The following is a 22,948-nucleotide window of genomic DNA, read 5'->3' on the forward strand; positions in this document are numbered from 1 at the left end:
AACGACTGAAGGAGTCATCGACATGAAAAAGCTAGCACTTTCCCTTCTTGTCTCCTGTACGGCCGTGGCCCCGGTCCAGGCACAGGAGTCCGATTCGGGTCGTATCGCCCCGGAAGAGGTCTACGAGGTGGCCCCGGGCCTGGGCAGCTACACCGACGAGGTCCTCTTCGGACGCGTCTGGCCAGGTGAGGCGCTCGCGCCCCGCGACCGCAGCCTCGTGGTTCTTTCCGCTCTCATTGCCATGGGGCAGACGGGGCCGGTCGACAGCCACACGCGCATTGGGCTCGAGAACGGCTTGACCCCTGCCGAGATCGGCGAGATTGCCACCCATCTTGCGTTTTACGCCGGTTGGCCCTATGCGATCTCGGCGGTCTATGAAATGCACGAGACCTTCGAGGAACAAGGCGTGGAAATGCCGGTGGAGGCAGGTGGAACGCCGCTCGAACTGGACCCGGAAGCCGAGGAGGCGCGCAAGCGTGCCGTTGCCGAGAGCATCACTCCAGTGATTCCGCAGCTCGGCGAGGCGACCGATGAAGTTCTGTTCGCCGACCTCTGGCGTCGACCGACCCTCAGTCCGCGCGATCGCAGCCTTGTCACTGTTGCCGCGCTCGCGGCGACCGGAAAGGCGGAGCAGCTCTCCTTCCATCTCGACCGGGCAATGGACAACGGTCTTACGCGTGCCGAGGCAGAAGAAGCGATCCACCATCTCGCCTATTACGCCGGCTGGCCGAACGCGGTATCGACGGTCTCGGTGGTCGAGGACGTCTTCGCGGCGCATGCGGAGAACGGCGAGGCGGCTGATGCCCCTGCCGACCTGACCGTCGTGCGCGGAGATGAGGCCGAGATCTCTACCGGCGATGCGGACAAGTTCACCGGAACAGCCGAGATCGGACCGCTCTTCTCGACGCCCGAGCCCGCACGGCTTGGCGGCGGAGTCGTACGCTTCGAGGCTGGCGCTCACACTGCTTGGCACACGCACCCGCTTGGCCAGACGCTCTATATCACCGAAGGCTGCGGATGGGTGCAGGTCGAAGACCAGCCTGTGCGAGAAGTCGCTCCGGGCGACATCGTGGTCATTCCCTCCGAGACGCGCCACTGGCACGGGGCCTCCGCCTCCCAGGCGATGTCGCACCTTGCACTTTCGGAAGCATTGGACGGGACCTCGGTCACCTGGATGGAACGCCTCTCCGAGGAAGACTACGCCCGGAGCAGCGAAACCGAGCGTGTGTGCTCCGACTGAAGAAATGTTCCTGCAGCACGTTTTATGGGATGCATCATGATGCCGTTTATCAATACTCGATCAAACTCACCCACATGCCGGGCAACCCTGTTCGTCGCCGGGATGCTTGCCGCTGCAATCGGGTTCGAGAGCCGCGTGGCTGCTCAGGGACTCGATGACCTGCAAACACCTGAAGAACCGCTGGTGCTCAAGGATCGAGGGAGTTTCTTTGTCGGCGGCAAAACCGTCGATCAGACCTCCGTCGAGCTTGGTTCGTTCGGGCCCGATGACAGAATAACGGTCGGCCAGATGTATGTTGAGTACATGATCCCCGACAAGGCCGCGAACCTGCCGGTCGTGATGGTTCACGGCGCGACATTGAGTGGGAAGAGCTATGACACCACACCTGATGGCCGGATGGGGTGGTTCGAATACTTCGTGCGCCAGTCCTATCCCGTCTACGTCGTCGATCAGGTGGGACGCGCGCGTTCAGGCTTCAATCAGGCGGTCTTCAACAATGTCCATGAGGGCCTCACGCCAGCGGACGAACAGCGCAGGATTTTCCGGCTCGGAGACCAGTTCGGGGCCTGGACGAATTTCCGTTTCGGTCCGGAACCCGGCGAGGCGCACCCGGACACGCAGTTTCCCGTCGACGCCGTCGACGAGCTTTCGCGACAGAGTATACCCGATCTGAACGTATGGTCGCCTACTCCGAATCCGACTTCGGACGCCCTGGCCAGCCTCGCTGGTCAGCTGGAGGGTGCGGTCCTTGTAAGCCACTCGCAATCGGGACCTTTCCCCCTCGACGCAGCACTTGCCGATCCCCAGGGAATTCGCGGTGCGGTTCTGCTCGAACCGGGGACCTGCAAGTCGGATAGCTATTCGGACACTCAGATCGAGGCGCTTGCCGAAGTGCCTGTGCTCGTCGTCTTCGGCGATTACCTCGACAATCCAACCGGTGTTCCCGGGCCCACCTGGCAAGAGCGTTTCGACAATTGCCAGAGCTTTATCTCGCGCCTCAATGCCGCGAACGGAAATGCTGAAATGCTGTATCCCCCGGAGGAGGGCATCGACGGCAACTCGCACATGATCATGCAGGACAAGAACAATCTGCAGATCGCCGATCTGGTTATGGACTGGATCGACGAGACGGTAGGGGACGAACGTGGCCAGTGAGGGAGAGAGAACAGAACGGCCAAATGGCCGTTAATGGGAATTGCGCGAGGGCCGAGATCCGCCCGCATCGGCAAGCGAGTCCTCTGAAAATCAGAAAGCATGGCGGACGAAAGCGCGGCGCTGGAACAAGCTGCGTGTCCGCGCCTGGAGGATACAATGTCTAAGGCCCCCGGGTTGAGCCGACGGGATATCCTGAACTCCCTGCTGTTGCCGGCGCTCGGTCTGGGGCTGGCCTCGGCCCCTTCGAACGTCTTTGCCCAGGCCAGCGGGAACAGTCGCACGCTGGTCGCCTACCTATCGCGCAGCGGTAATACACGGGTTATCGCGGGCCAGCTCCAGCGGAGGTTTCGGGCCGACCTGTTCGAGATCCGCACCGCCGAACCCTATCCGGAGGACTACGAGGAGACCGTCGAACGTGCGCGACAGCATCGCGATTCCGCCGCCACTCCGCCACTGGCGGAGAGTGTGGGGGACGTGGCCGGATATCAAACAGTGTTCCTCGGCTTTCCGATCTGGGGAATGGCGCTTCCCGCACCGGTTCGAACGTTCCTGACAACGCATGATCTGTCGGACAAGACGCTCGTTCCCTTCATCACCCATGGCGGCTACGGCACGGGCAGTGCCCCACGGTCAGTTGCCGATCTTGCTTCCGGTGCCCGGATTTTGGAGCCCTTCGTTTTGCAAGCCGACCAGGAACGCGAGACCCTGAATCGCGTCACTGCCTGGCTCCAGGCTGTGGAGCCGGAACTATGAACGGCGCTTGATCCATTTTCGAGGGGGCTTCTGCCCAGCCAGATCAATCACAGTTCGGAGCCGCCGCAGTTGCGGTCTGACGGCTTCTATCCACGATAGCGCAACGCTTCGACCAGAAGCTGGAAGCCGGGTGGCGCCTGACGGCGGCTTGGATAGTAGAGATGGAAGCCCGGGAGGGGAGGACACCAGTCTTCGAGGACACGGATGAGCCGCCCCTCGGCGGTCAGCTGGGTCAGCAGGTAATCCGGAAGGCAGAGAAGTCCCACGCCAGCGAGCGCCGCCTCGACCAGGGTGTCCACGTCGTTGCAGGCGAACTGGCCGTTGACCCTGACATTGAGGGGATGGCCGTCTCTCTCGAATTCCCAGGGGTAGAACTCTCCACGGGTCGGGAGGCGCAGATTGATGCAGTTGTGCTCGGTCAGGTTATATGGAGTCTGTGGAACGGGATGACGATCGAAATAAGCAGGTGACCCGACGACGGCCATGCTCATGTCGGGGCCGATCCGAACGGCGATCATGTCCTTCTCGACCTGCTCGCCCAGCCGCACGCCGGCATCGAAGCGTTCCTCGACAATGTCCACGAGCCGCTGGTCGACCGAGATCTCGATACTGAGGTCCGGATACTCGCCGAGCAGCCGCTCGACCACGGGCAGGAGGATCATCTGGGCAGCATACTTGCCGGACGTCAGGCGGATCGTACCCGAGGGCGTCCCGCGCAGATTTCTCAGACCGTCAAGCCGCGTGTCGATATCGTCAAAGGCGGGGCGAAGTGTTGCCGCAAGCTGTCCGCCGGCTTCGGTCGGCGAGACGTTGCGCGTGGTGCGCGTGAGAAGCCGTACACCCAGCCGCTCTTCGAGACGTCGGACCGTGTGGCTGAGCGAGGACTGAGACGTGCCCAGGCGCACCGCTGCACGCGTGAAACTGCGTTCCTCCGCCACACTTAGAAAGGCCACCAGATCACCGTATTCTTCCCGCCTCATTCATGAATCTCCAATATAAGCGTGTGCAGTTTATAGGGCCTTATCCGATAACGCCATTGCTCATAAATGAGACACTCCAACGGATGGAAAACGCGGACGACCACCAACGTTTCATCATAGACTTTGCGTACTTCGATGCGCCCGAGGTGTAGAAACACCAGTCGAGAAGCTGCCCCCGCCTTGCGTAGGATGGTGTTGAGTTCACTCGCTTTAGGCAGGGGCGACAGGGTCAACCGCATCACTACAGAGGCAACCAATTGGACTTGCAACGCAACGGATCGAAGCTGTCTGTCATGAGTCCCGACAACCTCGCCGACATCGACTCGGCCGTCTGCCGAATCGACATACAGGGCGAGCGCAATCCGGCACACCTGCAGCAGTAGTCGACTGCCAAACCGACAACCCCCTATATTGAGAGGAAAATCATGACCGAAGGTATTCAGAACAAGGTTGTTGTGATCACCGGTGCCAGTAGCGGATTCGGTGCCGAGACCGCCCGCCATCTTGCCAGGGAGGGTGCCAAGCTGGTGCTTGGCGCGCGGCGCCTCGACCGTATGCAGGCACTGGCCGACGAAATCGGGCTCGACAAGGAAGCGGTGGTCAAGACAGACGTGACCGATCGTGCACAGGTACAGGCATTGGTCGATCACGCGGTGAACATTCACGGCCGGATCGACGTGATCCTGAACAACGCCGGCCTAATGCCGCTGTCACCGCTTGAAATGCTCCGTGTCGACGAGTGGAATCAGATGGTCGACGTTAACATCAAGGGTGTCCTTTATGGCATCGCTGCTGCCCTGCCGTATATGAAGGAGCAGAAGAGTGGGCACGTCATTAACGTCTCTTCGGTTGCCGGACACGTCGTCAATCCCGGCGGCGTAGTCTACTGCGCGACCAAGCATGCGGTTCGCGCCATTTCGGAAGGGCTACGCAAGGAGGTGAAGCCCTACAACATCCGTTCGACCATCCTCTCGCCCGGTGCGGTGAACACCGAACTGCCGGGCTCCATTGGGGCCGAGGAGGTCTCCGAGGCAATCCATGGCTTCTATAAGGAGCACGCGATCCCGGCTGACAGCTTCGCCCGCTGCGTCCTTTTCGCGATTCAGCAGCCGGAGGAGGTCGACATTAACGAGATCCTCTATCGGCCGACCAGTCAGGAGCTTTGAGCGTTCTCTGAGTATCGTGACTTGTACCAATCGCTTCGGATAGGGCCGCTTTCTACTCTGCTCGAGGGCGGTTGGTGCACCGGCGATGGCACCCCGCCTTCGAGTTCTTGCGAATCTCGCATGCATGGATGCTTCCAGCTATCACCGCATAGCAGGAAGTTGTTTCTGCCAAACAGTTTCAGACCTAGGCCTGAAAGTTGCCTACCACGTTTTCTATTCGGACTGTCCAGCTAGCCTGCGTCTTGCGGATCTTCCTCCCACACCATGACCTCGACCTTGTGACCGTTGGGGTCGCGCAGGAAGCAGCCGTAGTAGGGCTCTCCGTAGATCGGGCGCGGGCCGGGTTCGCCGTCGCCGCTGGCCCCGTTCTTCAGTGCCGTTTGCCAGAAGGCGTCGACCTGCTCTCGGGTGTCGGCGAGAAAGGCGACATGGCTGCCGTTGGCAAGGCCAGCGGACTGGCCGTCACCTTCACGATGCTGCCGAACAACTGGTTTATCTCGCTGCAGGCATCAACCGCCTCGAACCAGAATTTCTCCGCACCATCAAGAACACTTGAACCTTGAGATTGGTGAACTTCCTCCAGCATCTCGTGCTGATAAACCTCCAAAGTCGGGTATGTAAACCTCCCTCGATGGCGGTCTACTCCCATACACTGCTTTCCAGTAATTGGAGTTCTCTCTTAACGCGTTGAAGTCTTGCCCGGAATCCTGATCGGTTAAAGCCAACGCCCAAGGTAAGGGTTCACTCATTCCGAACGCTTCTTACCTGCGGTGAGATTCCTGCAGTGAGATTCCACCATACGATAGCATAAGGGAATTTTCAATTTTATTTCCTGACACTTATCCTTTCTTGCACCTTTACTTGACATGGTTCCGTTCGGGCAGCAGCGTGCAGCGATCAGCTTCGAGCACCTGCAGCTGGTACATCCCACCAGCCAATTCCCAACAAGAGCCCGCGTCGTGCAAAGGCTTCGCCTTCCACCCGGTCTGCGTTCATATAATATTAGGGGGCGAAGTTATTTACAGGCGCTGGGCACTGGTTGTATTGAACCCAAGCCAGCGAACGGCCTCCCTACGGAGCATACCTTCGTTTCACCACCCTCCATTCAATTTCTGCCAGCCGAATGGGCTTGCATTGTCGGTTTGTTTGCCGAGTGTCGCGTTCGTACCATCAGGTAAAGTCCTAGTAGAACCATAGGAACGGAAAGAATCTGGCCCATTGTGATCGGGCCGAGGATGAACCCCAACTGGACGTCAGGTTCACGGAAGAACTCGACGAACGTTCGGGCGAGGCCGTAGCCGACCAGGAAAAAGCCGGTGAGGAACCCGGCTCGGCGTCTTATTCTGGGGCGATGGGCCAGAACCGCCAACACGGCGAACAACACCAAGCCTTCCAGGACGGCCTCGTAGAGCTGGCTTGGGTGCCTCGGCAGGTCGCCACCATACGGAAAGACCACGGCCCAGGATACGTCGCTCACACGGCCGAAAAGCTCACCGTTCACGAAGTTTGCCAGGCGTCCGAAGAAGAGTCCGATCGGCGCCGCCACTGCAACGAGATCGCCCATTGCCAACGGGGAGAAGCCGCGTCGCCAGGAGAAGACTGCGATAGCAAGGAGCACGCCGACAAGACCGCCGTGAAAGGACATACCGCCATGCCAAACCATTATGGCTTCCAGCGGATGCTCCAGATAGTAGGCGGCATTGTAGAAGACCACATAGCCGACGCGCCCACCCAGAATAATCCCGAATATCGCCCAAACCATAAAGTCGTCGATATCCGGGGCATTTGGACGGACGGTGTCACGTCTGGCGAGATGGAGACAGTAGCGCCAGCCGAGCAGGATCCCGGCAATATACGCCAAGGCGTACCAGCGTATCACCAAAGGTCCGATTTCGAAGGCGATCGGGTCGATATTGGGAAACGAGACTTCTAGCATTCACTGGATCCTATCTGCTTCGATTCCACGGCTCCGCGCCGGCCCCTCGGCAACCTTCGTTGCGCGCTCGACCTGTCGGGATCCCAGAGCATCAGTTGAAAGAATGCGCCAACCGTTTTGCTTGACCACGCCGACAGCAAAGCCAATAAGAAATCATACAGATTCCAGCTACTGGAAGGTCAAATGAAAGATTCGCCACGCGTCAACGCAGAGCCCGCCTAAAAGTCATTCTTGACCTTCCTGCGATTGGAATCATTAGCCCAACGCAAAGGTCTGGATCCAGTGCTGTCGGAAACCCCAGCCCTTGGACTTGGGATAAGGGGCCAATGGAGCAAGAACGAGAGCGAAGCGAGGGACAAGTTACAAGCAGGGCGATGGGCGTGACTGCGGCGTCACGCGGCGGCCCGACAGCTTACGAACATGCCCGGTTGAGAGCACTGCTTGCGGCCATAAAAGATCGCGCAGGCCATTATCATTGGATAGAAACCTTTCCGCGGACTCCATGCTGTACAAAAAATATCCCGGCCAGCACCAATACAATACCGACAGCTTGCGGCCACACGAGCTGCTCATCGAACAGGGTCGATCCGATCACCAATCCAAAAATCGGTACAAGGAATGTGAAAGCATTGGCCCGATTGAGCTCAACATTTTCGAGAGCGGTAAACCATAGCCAGAATGCAAGGGATGAACCGAAGACCGCGAGCACGCCTAGAATGAGTACGAAGTCAACCGACCAGGTCAGAGCGGAAATATCCTCCGTGAATATCGACAGGAACATCAAAGGTACGGCACCGATGAGTAACTGGAATCCCATCGCCATCACGACGTCAGCTTCTCCGGTCAGGCGCTTGATGGCGATATTTCCAATCGAAACGCCGGTCGCTGCAAGGACAATGTAAGTGATGCCCAGCGCATAGTCTGGTTCGGTGCCGGCGGCGAGACCCGGCCACGCTATTGCGCTGATACCCGCGAAGCCAGTTATCAGGCCTAGCTTTCCGAACGCCGTCAGCTTTTCCTTTAAGACGGCATGCGCGAGAAGCGCGGCAAGAAGTGGCTGTGCATTGGCAATGACGGTTGCAAGCCCAGGTGAAACGAATTCGGCAGCGTGGAACATGCCAAGGAAGCCCAGACTTGTCGCCCCAAAGCCTACAAGCGTGATCAGCGCCCAGGATCGGCCACTCCGGGGAATTGGCCGGCGGAAAAGCAGGCCTATAAGAATCAGGCAGAAACCGGCAAGACTAGCCCGCATCGCCGCAAAGGCTAGATGAGGCGCTAGATCGAGACCTAAGGTGATAAGAGGGAAACAGGAAGCCCAAAGCAGCATGACCGCCAGTAGACGGAAGATTACACCAACAGTCATGTTACTGCCTTTTTGATCTCTTTCATCCTCATGATGCTCAGCCTCAGGACAGTCACAATTAAAGGATTGAGCTCATAAAATGTAGAATTACCATCATTCCGTGGGACGCCAGTTTCTATTCCTGGAAATTCCAGTAACTAAGTGGTTGGATAGTAAAAATCTCAATGTCCAGAAGAGAGTGTTAAATATCGAGGAAAGATAAAATCTCTGGAAGCAAAGTATCTATGACGCTTCTCCCTTTTTCATAGCGCCCCAGAACGCAAAACTTGGAAGAATCAACCATTGGGCAATAGGGGTTATGCCCGCATCAAGGCCAGGCACCACCGGCATCAATTCACGGTATGCCCAGGCTTCCCGTACTTCTATGTTCAACCACTCACTGAAGAGAGTATAGCCAAGGCCGATCCCTATGGCTGGCAAGGCCACCCGCCAATAGCCCTGTCCGGGCCATTGCTCCGTTCCGAAGAGGAGAAGGGAGGCGGTCAGCGCCGATAGTGCAATCAGGATGTCGCCTGCCGTGCAATGCAACGCCGCAAAAACAATCTCGCGGGGCGTACCTGTCATCCAAAGAGTGTATAACGGCATGTGGGCAAACTCCCAGATGAGATTGCCCACCGCCATGAAGACAAGATAGCGCCGCAAAACATTGAGCCAAGTAATCTGGTTCGAGGCCATTGTTACCACTGCTGCGGCAAACCCTACACTTTGGTTGGAAGGTCCGTCTTATTCGGTAATCTGTCGAACCAGGCCCGGAAAGCGATTGAACGCCAGCTTCTGCACCAGGGACCCGTCGACTGTGACGATCTCCGCCGTAATCGTGGCGTCGCCCTCCGCAACGATGTCTCCAACCTCCAGGCGGGGATTGCCGTGATGCGCCAGTCGTTTCTCAAGGAACCCACGCACCTGGTCCGGTGTCATCTCGTTCTGCGCATTCTCCGGAATCCCATAGAGGATGTCGGGGCCACCCATCCTGTGGTGCCCTTTTCCATGACCGCCAGCTCCCATCATCGATTTCATCATGGGGCACATCATTCCAGCCATGGGCATTTGTGTCTGACTCATTGCACCATGTCCCATATGACCCATCATGCCATGATTCATCATACCGGGCCCCATCATCTGGCCCATCATGCCGGACCCCATCTGACCCATGCCGTCCTGATGCGGCTGCATCTGCCTCGAGTTCGGCATCATGTTCATCATGCCGGACATACCACCCGGCCTTTCAGTTGACGGTGCGTCATCAGCTGCTCCGGCTTGCGGCTGATCGGCCCCCTGGCTTTGCTCGGGATGATGTGTCTCTTGGTCATCGTTCTCACTCTGGGCAAGCGCCAAAGTCGAGCTTGCGACCAGAATAATGCCGGCAAAAATAAATGAATTCAGTCTGTTCCCACGCATGGCGTCTCTCCTTTGCCTGTAAGGGAATGATATGGGGTGACACTTCTACGCAGATCTGCAGAGCGGGATCCTGCTTCGAGATTGAAGGCAGGATTGGACTTATCGGTCATGGCCACCCCCGCCATGCCCGTCTCCACCATGTCCGCGATGCATGAAGAAATGCATGCCGACACAGAGCAGCAGGGGCAGCAGGAGCGGCAGGGCGGCAAGAATGTGCACACGATGGTCAATCCAGAGCCACACTGCGCCAATGGCCAACAGCACGCAGAGTGCAAAGCCTGCAGGGGTATTCAGGAAACTGCGCTTACTCGACGTGCCACCGTTCGATTCATCTTCATTCGGCTGCTGGTTATGCTTCATGACTTGGAAACCTCCAGTCGGGCGCCTTTCAGCAGAAGCGAGTTTCCTATCACCGACAGCGAACTTACTGTCATCGCAATCACGCCAATCATCGGATGGAGCAAGCCAAGCGCTGCTATAGGAATGGCCGCAAGATTGTAGAACCATGCCCAGAACAGATTCTGGACGATCTTTCGGAATGTCGCCTTGGACAGGGCGATCGCCTCGACGGCTTTGGTGAGTTCCCCTTTCACCAGAGTGACATCTGCCGCTTCGATGGCGACGTCCGCTCCTGCTCCGATGGCAATACCGACATTGGCTTGCTTCAGGGCCGGTGCGTCATTGATGCCATCCCCAACCATGGCAACAGAGTTTCCGTAGCGTGACTGGAGATCGCGAATGGCGGCCACCTTGCCTTCCGGAAGAACACCCGCCTGCACTTCGTCGATTCCGACCTGGTCGGCGACATGCCTTGCGGTGCGTTCATTGTCGCCGGTCACCATCGCAACCCGTATGCCGAGGTCGTGCAATGCTGCGATGGCGGCCTTCGAATCTTCCTTGATGGTGTCGGCAACAGCGACAATCCCGGCTGCATTGTTTCCAATTGCGACGAGCATCGCTGTTTTACCTGTGGTCTCGAGGTCCTCCAACTGCGCGGCAAGCTCGTCGATTGTAATCCCTGCCTCTTCGAGCAGGCGCCAACTCCCCACACGCACGATTTCACCGTCAACCTCGCCCTCGACACCCCGCGCCGTGACGGACTTGAAGTTCATAACCTCAGGCAGATCCAGGCCGCGCTCGCGCGCACCCGTAACGATCGCCTGTCCGAGTGGATGCTCACTGCCGGCTTCCACGGCTGCCGCGGCTGCAAGAACTCTTGCCTCATCGAAGCCGGAACCTGTCACAACATCGGTCAAGGAAGGCTTGCCCCTGGTGATCGTGCCTGTCTTGTCCAATACGATGACCTTGATATCCTTCAAAGTCTGGATCGCTTCACCGGAGCGGATCAATACGCCCCGTTCCGCCCCCAGGCCACTGCCCACCATGATGGCCGTTGGGGTCGCAAGGCCGAGCGCGCAGGGACAGGCAATGACCAGAACTGCGACCGCCGCCAGAATGGCCGCAATGAGCGGGGTCATGCTTGGGTCAACCCAAGGCAGGAAACTGGAGCCCCAAGTAAGAATTGGACGTAGACTTTCACCCATGAGAAGCCATGCCAGGAAACTGACCAGGCTGATCAGAATCACTGCAGGAACGAAGTAATTCGTCAGGCGATCCGCAAACTCCTGGATCGGAACCTTCGAGCCTTGCGCCTCTTCCACCAGGCGGATCACCTGCGACAGGAAGGTATCCGCTCCGACCTTTGTGGCACGGACCTTCAACATACCTTCCTTGTTGATCGTCGCCCCGATGACCGTGGCACCAGGTCCCTTCTCGACCGGTACGGACTCGCCGGTCGCTATGGACTCGTCGAGATGGCTGGTTCCTTCAATGATCTCACCATCCGTCGGAATCTTGGCGCCTGGCCGCACCACCATCAGATCCCCCAATTGGAGTTCCGATACGGGCACCTCCACCTCTTGGCCGTCCCGCAGCACGGAGGCGGTTTTCGCACCCATTGTGATGAGCCGCTTGATTGCCTGGCTTGCCCGCCCCTTGGCACGGGTCTCCAGGTAACGGCCCAGCATGTGGAAGGTCATTATGGTCGCGGCCATCTCGATGAACGAGGTCATCGGATAAACGAAACCGACGAGACCGATCAGGTAGGGCGGCAGACTGCCCATTGAGATCAGCACGTCCATGTTGGCTGTCCGGTTCGTAAGCGAACGCCAGGCCGAGCGGTGCGTCGCAAACCCGCCATAGAGAAAGACCACTGGGAAGGCGAGACCCGCAACGATTGCAAGGTAACCCGGAATAGGACGCCAGAACATTTCCGGGATCATCAGCAGCATGATGAGCGTTGTCGGTATAGCGGCGATCCAAAGCCGCTTCCACGCCTGCGCCAGATAGCGTGTTTCGAGATCCTGCTCGGACGTTTGGGAAGGGCTCTCCGGCTTTTCTACTGATGCCACGTCGTACCCGGCACGCTCGACAGCAGTCTGGATGGCTGCGGCATCCGTAGCTTCACTGTCGAAATGAATGCTCACGCGATGAGTAGCAATGTTCGTGCTTACCTCGGAAATGCCCGGCAGTCTGCGGATTGAATCAGAGATGAGCCCGGCACAATGGTCGCTTCCCATGCCGGGAACCGTCAGGCGGACCTCGGCTTGACGCGCACTCCCCATTGTTTCGGCGTGGTCAACGTCATAGCCGGCTCGCTCCACCGCTGCCTTCAGGTCCTCCGGTCCAAGTACAGCAGACTCGAAGCGGACAACGACACGATGGTTTGCAATGTTCGTGTGCACATCCGTGACTCCTTGAAGCCGCTTCAGGGAGCTGGAAACGAGTCCCGCGCAGTGATCGCTGCCCATGCCGGGGACGAGTAGGCGCGCAGAGCGAATGTCCGGCGCGTTTACGGACTGCGAGGGTCGTTGCTGAGTCATCATTTCCTTCCTGACTTCTGAGACTGGTTCTGATTCCGTTCGATCCAGAGAACCGACGCAACGACCAGGGGACAGGCAATGAACAAGGCGATAGCCACGACCGTCCAAAGATGAATTCCGATGAGCCACAAGATAGCTATGGTGGCAACCAGCCCAGCGGACAGGCATATCGAAACCTGGTGGCGTTTCAAAAACAGCGGGGAATTCTTGCCTTGCAACTCCTCCCCTCGAAACGGGTTATTGGACTCCATCCTCTCCGGTCCTTTCAGCTTCTTTCTCGAGTGGCCCTTTTTTCCATACAAAGAACCGAGAGCCAGGCCTTCCTGTCGAACGCCCAGTGCCTCAGCCATTCAGGTTCCTCTTGCGCCTCTCGAACTCGTCCCCCTCGATTTCACCACGTGCGAAACGCTCACGAAGAATGGCCTCCGGTCTTTCCTGCACCGCGGAAGATGAGCCTGACTTGCTCGAGCCGGAACCAATGCCGAAAGTCCGCCAGAGCATGACAACCGCCAGCACGAGCAATCCGAGGATAAGAACCATCATGATTGGGCCCATGTGCCAGGCACCATTCATCATGTGACCGCCATAGCCGCTACCAGTATCAGCCAGCGCGAAAGAGGAGATCGTGGAAGTAAAAGCAGTAAGTGAGGTCACGAGGCCCACGCGCATAGTCTTGAGTCCTTCTTTGCGAAGCTGCCCGGCGTTCGAGCAGCGTTACATGATGAAGGTAGGGATTCCAGCGACTGGAAGGTCAAGCGATTCATGGCGTCGTTCGGCGGCACGGCCTTCCTCAGGCCAGACAGAACGCAGACCCACATAGAGCATTGATATGTAATCATTTTACACATCCCCACTAGGCACACTGGCACGGATGAACAGCGCGCTTTTCCACACCCCGCGACATTTCGCGCGTGAGCCAGAAGCCGGCCCCGAGCAAGAGCGCGCCGCCATAGATCATCCCCTGCGCCGGCACCTCGGCGAAGATCAGGAAACCGAGTGTCGTCGCGACAACCGGCGAGACGATGATGTCGACCAGCGCATAGACATTGGCATCGAGCGTTTTCAGAACGATGGATATGCCGAAATAGGCGAAACCGGTCGAAACAAGGCCGAGTGCCGCCGCCCAGAGCATCACCGGCAGTTCCATCCCCAAGGCATCATAGGCGATCGTCGCCGTGAGCGCGCCAGGGCCCACAAGAACGAGCGCCGGCATGAGAATCAGGGACGCAACCAGCATCGACCAGGCGATGTCGTTACCGGCCTCGCTCTTCCCCTCATACCGCATGTAAGTGACCATTGCGGCGTAGATTGCGCCGTCTCCAAGCGCCACGAGATTGCCGAGCATGTGACCACCTTCCAGTGGCTTGGCGAGCACAATGCCGATCATGGCGATGGCGAAGATCACGATATAGCTTTTCCGCGCCTTCTCGCCGAGAAAAAGTGCGGAAAAGATGAAGACGAAGAAGGGTGCGATGCTCCAGAAGATCACGGCGTTGGCAATGGGAACCAGCGTCATGGCGTAGTTGAAAACGCTGATCTGCGCAGCGATCAGTATGCCAATAATGATCGTGTCCTTCAGATTGCCCCAGGGGAAACGCAGCGCCTGCCCGGTCGCCACGGGCATGACGGCCATCAGAAAGACCGCTGCAAAGGCAAGGGCATAGAAATTGAGCGTCTGGATCGGGATCAGCCCGTCCGTAAGCTTCACGAAGACACCAATCGTGGCCTCCGACAGCGTGATGAGCAAAAGTAGGAGAAGAGTCTTCATTCCTGGCTTCCCTGCGGTGCGGGCCGCGTCACATCAATTGCCTCGGCGCCCGATTCATCCAGGCAGGTGCTTTCCACCTGCAGGGTAACGAAGAAGAATCCGAAGCGTTTCTTCACCATCCCATGCGCCTCTTTCAGGATTGCCTGGCTGTCCACACCATCCGCCACCCGCAAATGGCCGGAGAAGACATAGCGGCCACTGGTTAGGGCCCAGGCATGCACGTGATGCACGTCCTTCACCCCGTCCAGCGCATCGAGCGCATCCGAGACCTCCGACAGGCTTATGTCCGCCGGCGTGCCCTCCATCAGCAGATGCGCGGAATCCCGCAGAATGCCCCAGCTCGCCCAGAGCAGCACGAAGCCGAAGGCCATGCCCAGGATCGGGTCGATCAGCAGGAAACCGGTGAAGTGGATCACCAGCGCCGTCACGATGATCAGCAGGCTGCCGATGAAGGTCTGGATGATGTGCCAGAGCGCGCCCTTCACGTTCAGGTCGCTCTGACTCTGCTTCCAGATCAGCGCCAGCGAGATCACCTCGGTCAGGATGCCGCCGGCCGCCGCCAGCAGCATCGGCGTGGGCGGCAGCTCGATCGGCTGGGACAGCCGCATGGCCCCCATGACGATGACCACCAGCGCCATTGCCAGCAGGAACCCGCCATTGACCAGTGCCCCCAGGATCTCGGCCCGGTACCAGCCGAAACTGCGGTCCTCGTCCGCCGGCCGCCGCGCCAGCCGCGCCGCCAGGATCGCCACCAGCACGCCGCCCACCGCCGAGAAGGTGTGGAAGGCATCGGAGATCACGGCGATCGAGCCGGTCCAGAGTCCGATGCCCATCTCGATGAAGAAATAGATACCCGTCAGCCAAGCGGAGATCGCCATTCCGCGCCCGCTCGAGGGCATGTGACCGGCATGCCCGCTGTGTCCTTGATGTTGAGCCATCGCAAAGCTCCTTTGCTGCATTCCAGGCCTTGGGAGAAGCAGGCGCCCTTGATCTGGGGCTCGACAAGGGCGCCCAACCTGCCTTCAGATACCCCAAGCCCGGATTCTCCGGGCCTGTGGGGGATAAGTGGTGAAGAACGCTTTTCGGCTTCAGTCAGAAAACGAACTTCGTTCCGACCACGAAGTATAGCGCATCGCGTCCTTCACCTTCCTTTCGGGCAAGGTCTCCGGTTTCCCCGAATTTCCGCTCGTAGTGCATCCCGATGTAGGGCGAGACCATTCTGTCCACGAGATCGTAGCTCAGGCGGGCCCCCGCTTCGACTTTCGGTCCCCAGGCTCCGAAACCGGCCCTGCGATCATCCACAAAGGGCAGATCGACTTCGATACTGGGAGTCAGGGTGATCCGATTCGTGATCAATGCCTCATATTCTGCCTCGAAACGTGCAAAAGGTTTGTCGGAGAGAAAAAGGTCGGCATCCACTTCAAACCACTGACGCGTCAAACCCTTGACGCCCAGAACACCATGGACCCGATTGGGCCCGCCTTCGGGTGTGCTCAGCCGAACACCACCAGCAGCATCGAAGAAGGGAGAAATGGGGACCTGCAAACGAGCTTGATTTTCCAGGGTTTCAAAAGCTTTCTCATCAAGCCCGTACTCGCCTTCGCTGCGCCAGACGAACTTGCGCTCGTCGGAACCAGCGAAAGCATCGAAGTCCCAAGCGAAGACATCCTCGTTCTTGCCGAAACGATATTCGAACTGCTCACCCTGAAATCCCCATTGCAGGGGCTCGGCCATGGCCGGGACACTGCCCATTGTGGTTGCCAGGAGAACGGCTCCAAAGAATTGCTTGAGTCTCGCCATGTCAGCCACCCCTCTGACTTGAGAGCCGGCCTATCTGATTTTCCGGGCCGCCTTCTACCACGACCTTGCGGAACATCCCGGCTTCGGCGTGATAAGACAGGTGACAGTGGAAAGCCCATTCACCCGGCGCATCGACCTCGGTTTCCATGTAGACAGTGGTCGCTGGATTGACATTCACGACATGCTTGATGGGATCCCATTTGCCGCTGTCCGTATCCAGAATGGACCACATGCCGTGCAGGTGCATGGGATGGGCCATCATCGTTTCATTCACGAACTTGAAACGGACCCGCTCTCCGTACTGCAGCCGTATAGGATCCGCGTCTTCGTACTTGACCCCGTCAATCGACCAGACATAGCGCTCCATGTTGCCTGTCAGACGGATTTCGATCTCCCGCGTCGGCTCCCGATTCTCATAGAGCGGTTTTTGTGCTTTCAGGTCACTGTAGGACAGGAACTTGCCATCGTTGTACGCACTTGGCAGCAACCCGCTGCCGGGTGCATAGAAGGGATCTTCCTGTTCGGCCTGCCTGTCTCCATGCGCGGAATGGTCCATTTCAGTCTCTTCGCCTGAACCATGCTCCATGTCTCCATGGGAATCGCCCTTCATCTCCGTGCCATCAGGCATGACGTGACTATCGCTCTCGCCTTCTCCTTCCATCATGTCAACATGACCACCGTGATCCATCATCATGTCGGCCATGGTCAAGAGAGGCGGGTCCCGCAGGTCCGGAAGAGGGTTCTTCATCCCTTCACGCGGTGCCAGGGTGCCACGGGCCATCGCCGTACGTCCGACTGATTCAGCCAGAATCGAATAGGGATCGTCCTCCTTGGGTTGTACAATCACATCGTAGGTCTCAGCGACTGACAGACGAAACTCGTCGACAGTCACAGGCTGCACATTGTTTCCGTCAGCCTGGACAACCGTCATTTCCAGACCCGGAATGCGCACATCAAAATAGCTCATGGCCGAGGAGTTTATGAACCGCAGGCGGACGCGTTCGCCCGGCTCAAACAGCCCTGTCCAGTTCTGTTCCGGTCCCTTGCCATTGATCAGCGGTGTATAACCCTGAACATCCTCGATGTCCGTGGGCATCATCCGCATGTCGCCCCATGCCTGCCGGTCGGCAAGGGTTTCGCCCAAGCCCTTCTGACCGGCGTCGGAGAGGAAATCCATCAGGGTGCGCTGTTGCCGGTTGTAGTAGTCCGACGACATCTTGAGGTTGCGCATGATGCGAGAACCCTGGTGCGGATGCGTATCCGTCAACTGCACCACATACTCCCTGTCATAACGGAAGGGTTCCCGCTTCTCAGGCTCAATGATTATGGCACCATAGGCTCCATCCGGTTCCTGGAAATCGCTGTGGCTATGAAACCAGTAGGTGCCGCTTTGCACGATCGGGAAATTATAGGTGAAGGTTTCTCCGGGAGCGATGCCGTCATAGCTGATACCGGGTACGCCATCCTGATCGGATGGCAGGATCAGACCATGCCAGTGGATTGAAGTCTCTTCGGAGAGGTTGTTCGTCACGTTGATCGTAACCTCCTCTCCTTCCTTGAACCGAAGAATCGGTCCCGGGCTCTTCCCGTTGTAACCAATACCGCTGCGTGTGAAATCACCGGTGTCGATATCGACCGGATCGACCGTCAGGTCGTATGTTTCGGCCAGAGCGCCGCCCGCGAGCAACATGGCCAGGCCGCTTCCAAGCAGACTCGCTCGGAGCATGGAGAATCGTTCCATCGTCAGGTTTTCCCTTGCGAATAGACAAGTCAGGCAGGCTGGGTGCGCTCTCGACGGACCACCCCAGCCTGCTTTCAGGACAGTTCAGTTGGTCAGTTCAAATTCACCGACCATGCCCGAGGCATAGTGCCCCGGCACATTGCAACCGAACTCAAGGGTGACTTCTCTATCCTCGGGGAAGGTCCAAACGACTTCTCCGTTCTCTCCCGGCTCAAGCAGAACACTATTGGGATCGTCGTGCATGCCGTGCCCCATGCTGTCCTGCATTTCCCGGGCGGCTTCCATGTCGAGTCGGTCCACCTTCAGAACACCATGTTCCGTCATCATCATCATTTCTTCCTGATGGTCTGCATGCATGTCCGGTGTTCCGATATTGAACTCATGGACGAGTTCGCCCTCGTTGCGGACATTGAAGCGAACCGTTTCCCCGGCCTCCACGCTGAAGCTCTCGGGCTCGAAGTAGTTGTCGCCCATGACGACCTCTATCGTACGGGATACTGCGGAAGCCTCGCCTTGCTTGCCATGCGGGCCGTCATGCCCACCGCTGTGAGAACCAGCAGCCAGGGCATTGCCGGACAGCAGGGTCACGGACAGCAATAGAGCGGCGAAAGGCCGGGAGCGGACTGTCTTGAACATTATCAACCTCGTTCTTGAAAGCAGGTCATGAAAACCTCGGGCTGAAGAAAAATATTCATCCCGGGTTAGTTGTATGCGTGATGACTGGTTTCAGGAACGAGGTGGGGGGGTAGCCACCTCCAACGCCCGACTGGCCCAAAGAGCTTCATCGCCGGGGTTATGGGTGAGGGTCGTATAAGCGTCCGGAGGGGAGGCTTCACTGTTAGGATTGAACTGAAAGCTGATGCAGTGCCCGATCAAGGTCATGCAACTTTCATATCCCTCGTCATGCAAATTCTGCCCCTCTTGGTCATGCGAGGGAACTTCGCTGGTCTTCGCGTGACCATGCGTGCCTGTATGATCGTGCGTGCCTGCCACGACATCAATATCCGCCTCAGGGAATGCATTCGCAAAAGCGCCTGTCAGCCCAAAGGAAAGCACCAGAAGGAAAATAAATATATAGCGGAATAGCAGCGTAAGCATTTGATGCACTAGACCATCCTTCAGAACCAATATCAAGCTTGAGTCGAGCGCTGAAATGCATTCCGCATAGGTGATAGAAGCTGAGTTGCGACCAACAAGGTTTCGATGATTATCCTGTAGATTTGGTTCAAAATAGACCATCGGTTAACTTGGATAGCCGTGTTGTATCACGCGGAAGCAACGTACACCTTGATCTTTGGGAGCTGATCCAGCCTGTGATTTTGATGGGATACTCGTCCGAAAATCTCGATGATCCGGTCCTTCGACGCGCCGTGGTGGCGCTCACTGAATGGGTACAGGAAGGAAGCCTTACCACACCTCGGTTTGTGACAGTCCCACTGGCCGAAGCGGCCCGGGCGCATGCCATGCTGGAGAGCCATGGCGTGAACGGACGTGTCCTCCTGATCCCATAACGTCCAAAGTGTTCAGCGTAAACATCGCGGCGCTCTATTGCCAGGAAACGGTGCGATCGTCGCGAGGACCCGATTCGCTTGGGCTACTGCAGGCTGTATCATACGAGCAGCCAAAGCGTTCCACTTGATGTATTATTCCTGAATAGATGTTAAAAGCGTCAGCGTGACGCTAATTTCTTCCGAAAGGGATGCAATTGGATCGGCTCGATTGCGACCGGATGTTTGTCGCCGTGATGGAGGCAGGGAGCTTCACCGGCGCTGCCGAGCGACTTGGGTCAAGTTCAGGTCAGGCATCCAAGCTCGTTTCGCGACTCGAATCGGAGCTGGGCGTGCGACTGCTGAATCGTACAACCCGTTCGATATCGCCGACCGAAGCCGGAAAGGCTTATTTCGAGCGACTGCGCCCGCTGCTTGACGAATATGACCACCTTGATGTGTCGGTCCGCAACGCCTCGCAGTCGCCGCGAGGCAGGCTTCGTCTGACGGCCCCACTCTCCTTCGGAGTGCTCGAGCTTGCCCCAGCACTCAACGATTTCGCGCTCCGCTATCCCGAAATCGAGCTCGATGTGAGTTTCTCCGACCGGGTCACAAACGTCGTGGACGAAGGGTTCGACATGGCGGTGCGCATTGGGCGGCCCACAGATTCAAACCTCGTGGTGCGGAAGCTTTGTGATGTGAGAATCGTCATGGTTGGTGCCTGCGCCTACATCGATCGGATGGGCGAACCGAGCACGCCAGACGAACTCGTAAAGCACGACTGCATCATCGACACGAACTTTCGCGAGCCAGGCCGCTGGCCGCTCCGTCCTCCCACTGGAAGCAAGCTGACGGCGCCAGCAAGCGGCCGTATCCGCTACTCCAACGCCGAGGCCTGCCTGCGAGCCGCAGAGGCCGGGTTGGGCCTCGCCTGCGTTCCAAGCTTCGTGGCAGGGGCGTCAATTCGAGAAGGCCGTGTCCGTCGCATTCTGAAGAGCTTCGAGACCACTCCGTACGTCGTTCACGCTCTCTATCCCCACAGCCGGCATCTTGCGGCAAAGGTCCGAGTGCTCATCGACTTCCTCGCCGAGCGCTACCGCGGCACCCCGCATTGGGAAGAGGACTGGGAGCCTTTTCTTCCATAACGGATGCAATCATCTTCCATCCGCCCAGCTTATCATCTGAAGCGAATGAGATCATGTTCTCCAGCAGACGACGCGAATGCGTCACAACCAGGAGAACCAACATGAACATTTCCATTCTCGGAACAGGCAACATGGCCAGTGGCCTTGCCGTTCTTTTCGCGAAAGGCGGTCATCACGTTACGCTCGCCTCGCGCGACCCGTCCCAGGCACGCTCCGTCGCGACCGAACTGGGCAATAACATCCAGGGTGGCCCCCTCGACAGCGCTACGAACTCTGCCGAGTTCGTCGTACTGGCGGTGCCCTTCGACGCGGCTGCGGAAGTCATCAAGGCCGCAGGCGGTCTCGCCGGCAAGGTTGTTATCGATATCACCAATCCGATGACGGCTGATTTTTCGGCCCTGACCCTCGGCCACACGACCAGCGCTGCCGAGGAAATCCAGAAGCTCGCGCCAGCAGCCAAGGTGGTCAAGGCTTTCAACACCGTCTTCGCGTCGGTCTTGAAGAACGGCAGCAAGGTCGCCGGACAGCCAGCGACTGTCTTTGTGGCGAGTGATGATGCCGAGGCTCGCAGCCAGGTTGTCGCCCTCGCCGAAAGCGCCGGCCTCCAAACCCTGGAAACCGGAGCTCTCGCATCCGCTCGCTATCTCGAGCCGGTTGGCGGCCTCAACATCGCGCTCGGCTACGGCCTCGGCCACGGCACCGACATCGCTCCCACATGGCAGCGCGCTGCCTGATCCCACCGATCGAAGGACCAACGCAATGACCTACTCATCTTCTCAGAAAACGTCCCGCCCGTCGTTCCTTCCCGGCGTGGCCAACGCCGATCTCGCAGCCACGATCCTGCGCATCTCGATTGGCATCCTGTTCCTCGCACATGCCGGCCTCAAGCTCTTTGTCTTCACGCCGGCCGGCACCGCGGGCTACTTCGCCAGCCTCGGGCTTCCCGGCCCGCTCGCCTATCTTGTCATCGCGGCCGAGCTCTTCGGTGGTATCACCCTGATCCTCGGTGTCTACAGCCGCTGGGTGTCACTGGCGCTCGTGCCCATCCTGCTTGGATCGATCTACGTTCCGCACGGCGCAGCCGGCTTCTTCTTCTCGAACGAAGGCGGCGGCTGGGAATTCCCCGCCTTCTGGGCAATCACTCTCGTTGTTCAGTCCCTGCTCGGCGATGGCGCCTACGCCCTGAAGCGTGCACGCGCCTGACCTCTGCTGCTGGCCGCGGGCAACGTCCCGCGGCCGCAACCTTCAAAGGAATGCCGCAATGACGACCTTGACCGAATTCTTCGACATGCGTGCCGCGCCGATGCGGATTGGCTCCGTTCGGCTCAAGGTGCGCGATCTCGATGTGGTGGCATCTTTCTACAAGTCTGTCCTCGGCCTCACTCAGCTTGAAACCACGACGGGACGCATCACGCTCGGCCACGATACATCGCCGCTTCTGGAACTCGTCGGGGACCCGGAACTGGCTCCGAACGACCGACGGCAGGCGGGTCTCTTCCATACCGCCTTCCTGATGCCGACGCGCGCCGACTTGGCCCGCTGGCTGGCGCATGCGGTGGCGGCGAGCGTGCCGCTCCAAGGGGCGTCGGACCACATCGTGAGCGAGGCGATCTACCTTGCGGACCCCGAAGGGAATGGCATCGAGGTTTACGTCGATCGTCCTGTCTCCCAATGGCATGGTCCAGCCGGCGAAATCCGGATGCCCACCGATCCGCTCGACACGCAGGCCCTGCTCAGGGCTGCCGATGGGACGAAATGGTCAGGCTTCCCGCAAGCTGGCGTGATCGGCCACGTTCACCTTCAGGTTGGCGACACGGCTGAAGCCGACAGTTTCTACCGGGACGTTCTCGGCCTCGACATTACCACGCGCTACCCGGGGGCCAGCTTCTACGGCAGCGGCGGCTATCACCATCAGCTTGCCGGCAACGTCTGGAACAGTCGCCGCGCCGGGAAGCGCCCGAAGGGCATGGGCGGCCTCGACGCCGTCGAGATCATTGTCCGTGACGCCGAGGACCTCGCAACAATCGCCGCGCGCGCCGAAAGCGCCGGCATCGAAATCAGCAAAGACAGTGGCACCACAACCCTCCACGACCCCTGGGGCACTGCCATCACGCTTAGGAATTGAGGTTACGAC

Annotated in this window: 24 protein-coding genes; 8 read left to right on the forward strand and 16 right to left on the reverse strand. The window is 58.6% G+C overall.

The window, feature by feature from the left end; genetic code table 11:
- Positions 1 to 22: 22 nt before the first annotated feature.
- From ACFOW6_RS11430 to ACFOW6_RS11440, 3 genes are all read left to right on the forward strand, one after another.
- Positions 23 to 1,240 carry a (R)-mandelonitrile lyase gene (locus ACFOW6_RS11430; RefSeq protein ID WP_382422499.1) on the forward strand — a complete coding sequence of 406 codons (1,218 nt, stop codon included), beginning with the start codon at positions 23 to 25 and terminating at the stop codon, positions 1,238 to 1,240.
- Positions 1,241 to 1,264: 24 nt separating this feature from the next.
- Positions 1,265 to 2,395, forward strand: a complete 1,131-nt coding sequence (locus ACFOW6_RS11435; RefSeq protein ID WP_382422500.1) for a hypothetical protein — start codon at positions 1,265 to 1,267, stop codon at positions 2,393 to 2,395.
- A gap of 156 nt (positions 2,396 to 2,551) precedes the next feature.
- A complete protein-coding gene (locus ACFOW6_RS11440; protein ID WP_382422501.1) occupies positions 2,552 to 3,148 on the forward strand; it encodes a flavodoxin in 597 nt (198 codons plus the stop codon).
- Positions 3,149 to 3,234: 86 nt separating this feature from the next.
- Here the strand turns inward: ACFOW6_RS11440 and ACFOW6_RS11445 are convergent, their stop codons facing one another.
- Positions 3,235 to 4,128, reverse strand: a complete 894-nt coding sequence (locus ACFOW6_RS11445; RefSeq protein WP_382422502.1) for a LysR family transcriptional regulator — start codon at positions 4,126 to 4,128, stop codon at positions 3,235 to 3,237.
- A gap of 425 nt (positions 4,129 to 4,553) precedes the next feature.
- Here ACFOW6_RS11445 and ACFOW6_RS11450 point away from each other — a divergent pair, with 425 nt between their 5' ends.
- On the forward strand, positions 4,554 to 5,294 hold the full coding sequence (locus tag ACFOW6_RS11450) for an SDR family oxidoreductase (protein WP_382422503.1): 741 nt from the start codon (positions 4,554 to 4,556) through the stop codon (positions 5,292 to 5,294).
- A 230-nt stretch (positions 5,295 to 5,524) separates the two neighbouring features.
- Here the strand turns inward: ACFOW6_RS11450 and ACFOW6_RS11455 are convergent, their stop codons facing one another.
- The 15 genes from ACFOW6_RS11455 to ACFOW6_RS11525 all read right to left on the reverse strand — a co-directional run bounded on the left by ACFOW6_RS11455 (position 5,525) and on the right by ACFOW6_RS11525 (position 19,421).
- A complete protein-coding gene (locus tag ACFOW6_RS11455; protein ID WP_382422657.1) occupies positions 5,525 to 5,800 on the reverse strand; it encodes a VOC family protein in 276 nt (91 codons plus the stop codon).
- Between the two features lie 599 nt (positions 5,801 to 6,399).
- Positions 6,400 to 7,230: a prolipoprotein diacylglyceryl transferase gene (gene lgt / locus ACFOW6_RS11460; protein WP_382422504.1), complete on the reverse strand. Its 831-nt coding sequence runs from the start codon at positions 7,228 to 7,230 to the stop codon at positions 6,400 to 6,402.
- A 472-nt stretch (positions 7,231 to 7,702) separates the two neighbouring features.
- Positions 7,703 to 8,593, reverse strand: a complete 891-nt coding sequence (locus ACFOW6_RS11465) for a DMT family transporter (protein ID WP_382422505.1) — start codon at positions 8,591 to 8,593, stop codon at positions 7,703 to 7,705.
- Between the two features lie 222 nt (positions 8,594 to 8,815).
- Entirely contained in the window at positions 8,816 to 9,268 is a 453-nt protein-coding gene (locus ACFOW6_RS11470) for a hypothetical protein (RefSeq protein WP_382422506.1), read from the reverse strand.
- 48 nt (positions 9,269 to 9,316) lie between these two features.
- Positions 9,317 to 9,991, reverse strand: coding sequence for a hypothetical protein (locus ACFOW6_RS11475; protein WP_382422507.1), 675 nt, complete (start codon positions 9,989 to 9,991; stop codon positions 9,317 to 9,319).
- A 99-nt stretch (positions 9,992 to 10,090) separates the two neighbouring features.
- Positions 10,091 to 10,351, reverse strand: coding sequence for a DUF2933 domain-containing protein (locus tag ACFOW6_RS11480; protein WP_382422508.1), 261 nt, complete (start codon positions 10,349 to 10,351; stop codon positions 10,091 to 10,093).
- Complete coding sequence (locus ACFOW6_RS11485) at positions 10,348 to 12,876, reverse strand: heavy metal translocating P-type ATPase (protein WP_382422658.1); 2,529 nt, start codon at positions 12,874 to 12,876, stop codon at positions 10,348 to 10,350. Before ACFOW6_RS11485 ends, ACFOW6_RS11480 begins: the two co-directional genes overlap by 4 nt.
- Positions 12,873 to 13,223, reverse strand: a complete 351-nt coding sequence (locus ACFOW6_RS11490) for a hypothetical protein (protein WP_382422660.1) — start codon at positions 13,221 to 13,223, stop codon at positions 12,873 to 12,875. Before ACFOW6_RS11490 ends, ACFOW6_RS11485 begins: the two co-directional genes overlap by 4 nt.
- Positions 13,216 to 13,542, reverse strand: coding sequence for an SHOCT domain-containing protein (locus ACFOW6_RS11495; protein WP_382422509.1), 327 nt, complete (start codon positions 13,540 to 13,542; stop codon positions 13,216 to 13,218). The genes ACFOW6_RS11490 and ACFOW6_RS11495 overlap by 8 nt, the downstream gene beginning before the upstream one ends.
- A 184-nt stretch (positions 13,543 to 13,726) precedes the next feature.
- Positions 13,727 to 14,641: a DMT family transporter gene (locus tag ACFOW6_RS11500; protein ID WP_382422510.1), complete on the reverse strand. Its 915-nt coding sequence runs from the start codon at positions 14,639 to 14,641 to the stop codon at positions 13,727 to 13,729.
- A complete protein-coding gene (locus tag ACFOW6_RS11505) occupies positions 14,638 to 15,579 on the reverse strand; it encodes a cation diffusion facilitator family transporter (protein WP_382422511.1) in 942 nt (313 codons plus the stop codon). Before ACFOW6_RS11505 ends, ACFOW6_RS11500 begins: the two co-directional genes overlap by 4 nt.
- Before the next feature lie 154 nt (positions 15,580 to 15,733).
- Complete coding sequence (locus ACFOW6_RS11510; protein WP_382422512.1) at positions 15,734 to 16,441, reverse strand: copper resistance protein B; 708 nt, start codon at positions 16,439 to 16,441, stop codon at positions 15,734 to 15,736.
- Between the two features lies 1 nt (position 16,442).
- Positions 16,443 to 18,182 carry a copper resistance system multicopper oxidase gene (locus ACFOW6_RS11515; protein ID WP_382422513.1) on the reverse strand — a complete coding sequence of 580 codons (1,740 nt, stop codon included), beginning with the start codon at positions 18,180 to 18,182 and terminating at the stop codon, positions 16,443 to 16,445.
- Positions 18,183 to 18,266: 84 nt separating this feature from the next.
- Positions 18,267 to 18,818, reverse strand: a complete 552-nt coding sequence (locus ACFOW6_RS11520; protein ID WP_382422514.1) for a cupredoxin domain-containing protein — start codon at positions 18,816 to 18,818, stop codon at positions 18,267 to 18,269.
- Positions 18,819 to 18,908: 90 nt separating this feature from the next.
- Positions 18,909 to 19,421 (reverse strand): hypothetical protein, encoded by a 513-nt coding sequence (locus ACFOW6_RS11525; protein WP_382422515.1) that lies wholly within the window; start codon positions 19,419 to 19,421, stop codon positions 18,909 to 18,911.
- Positions 19,422 to 19,887: 466 nt separating this feature from the next.
- Here ACFOW6_RS11525 and ACFOW6_RS11530 point away from each other — a divergent pair, with 466 nt between their 5' ends.
- The 4 genes from ACFOW6_RS11530 (at position 19,888) to ACFOW6_RS11545 (ending at position 22,939) form a co-directional block, all read left to right on the forward strand.
- Positions 19,888 to 20,814, forward strand: coding sequence for a LysR family transcriptional regulator (locus ACFOW6_RS11530; RefSeq protein ID WP_382422516.1), 927 nt, complete (start codon positions 19,888 to 19,890; stop codon positions 20,812 to 20,814).
- A 101-nt stretch (positions 20,815 to 20,915) separates the two neighbouring features.
- On the forward strand, positions 20,916 to 21,548 hold the full coding sequence (locus tag ACFOW6_RS11535) for an NADPH-dependent F420 reductase (RefSeq protein WP_382422517.1): 633 nt from the start codon (positions 20,916 to 20,918) through the stop codon (positions 21,546 to 21,548).
- Between the two features lie 25 nt (positions 21,549 to 21,573).
- Positions 21,574 to 22,017 (forward strand): DoxX family protein, encoded by a 444-nt coding sequence (locus ACFOW6_RS11540; protein ID WP_382422518.1) that lies wholly within the window; start codon positions 21,574 to 21,576, stop codon positions 22,015 to 22,017.
- A gap of 58 nt (positions 22,018 to 22,075) precedes the next feature.
- Positions 22,076 to 22,939: a VOC family protein gene (locus tag ACFOW6_RS11545; protein ID WP_382422519.1), complete on the forward strand. Its 864-nt coding sequence runs from the start codon at positions 22,076 to 22,078 to the stop codon at positions 22,937 to 22,939.
- Positions 22,940 to 22,948 lie beyond the last annotated feature (9 nt).

The organism is Fodinicurvata halophila (genome assembly GCF_042651425.1).
Classification (GTDB): domain Bacteria; phylum Pseudomonadota; class Alphaproteobacteria; order Kiloniellales; family DSM-21159; genus Fodinicurvata; species Fodinicurvata halophila.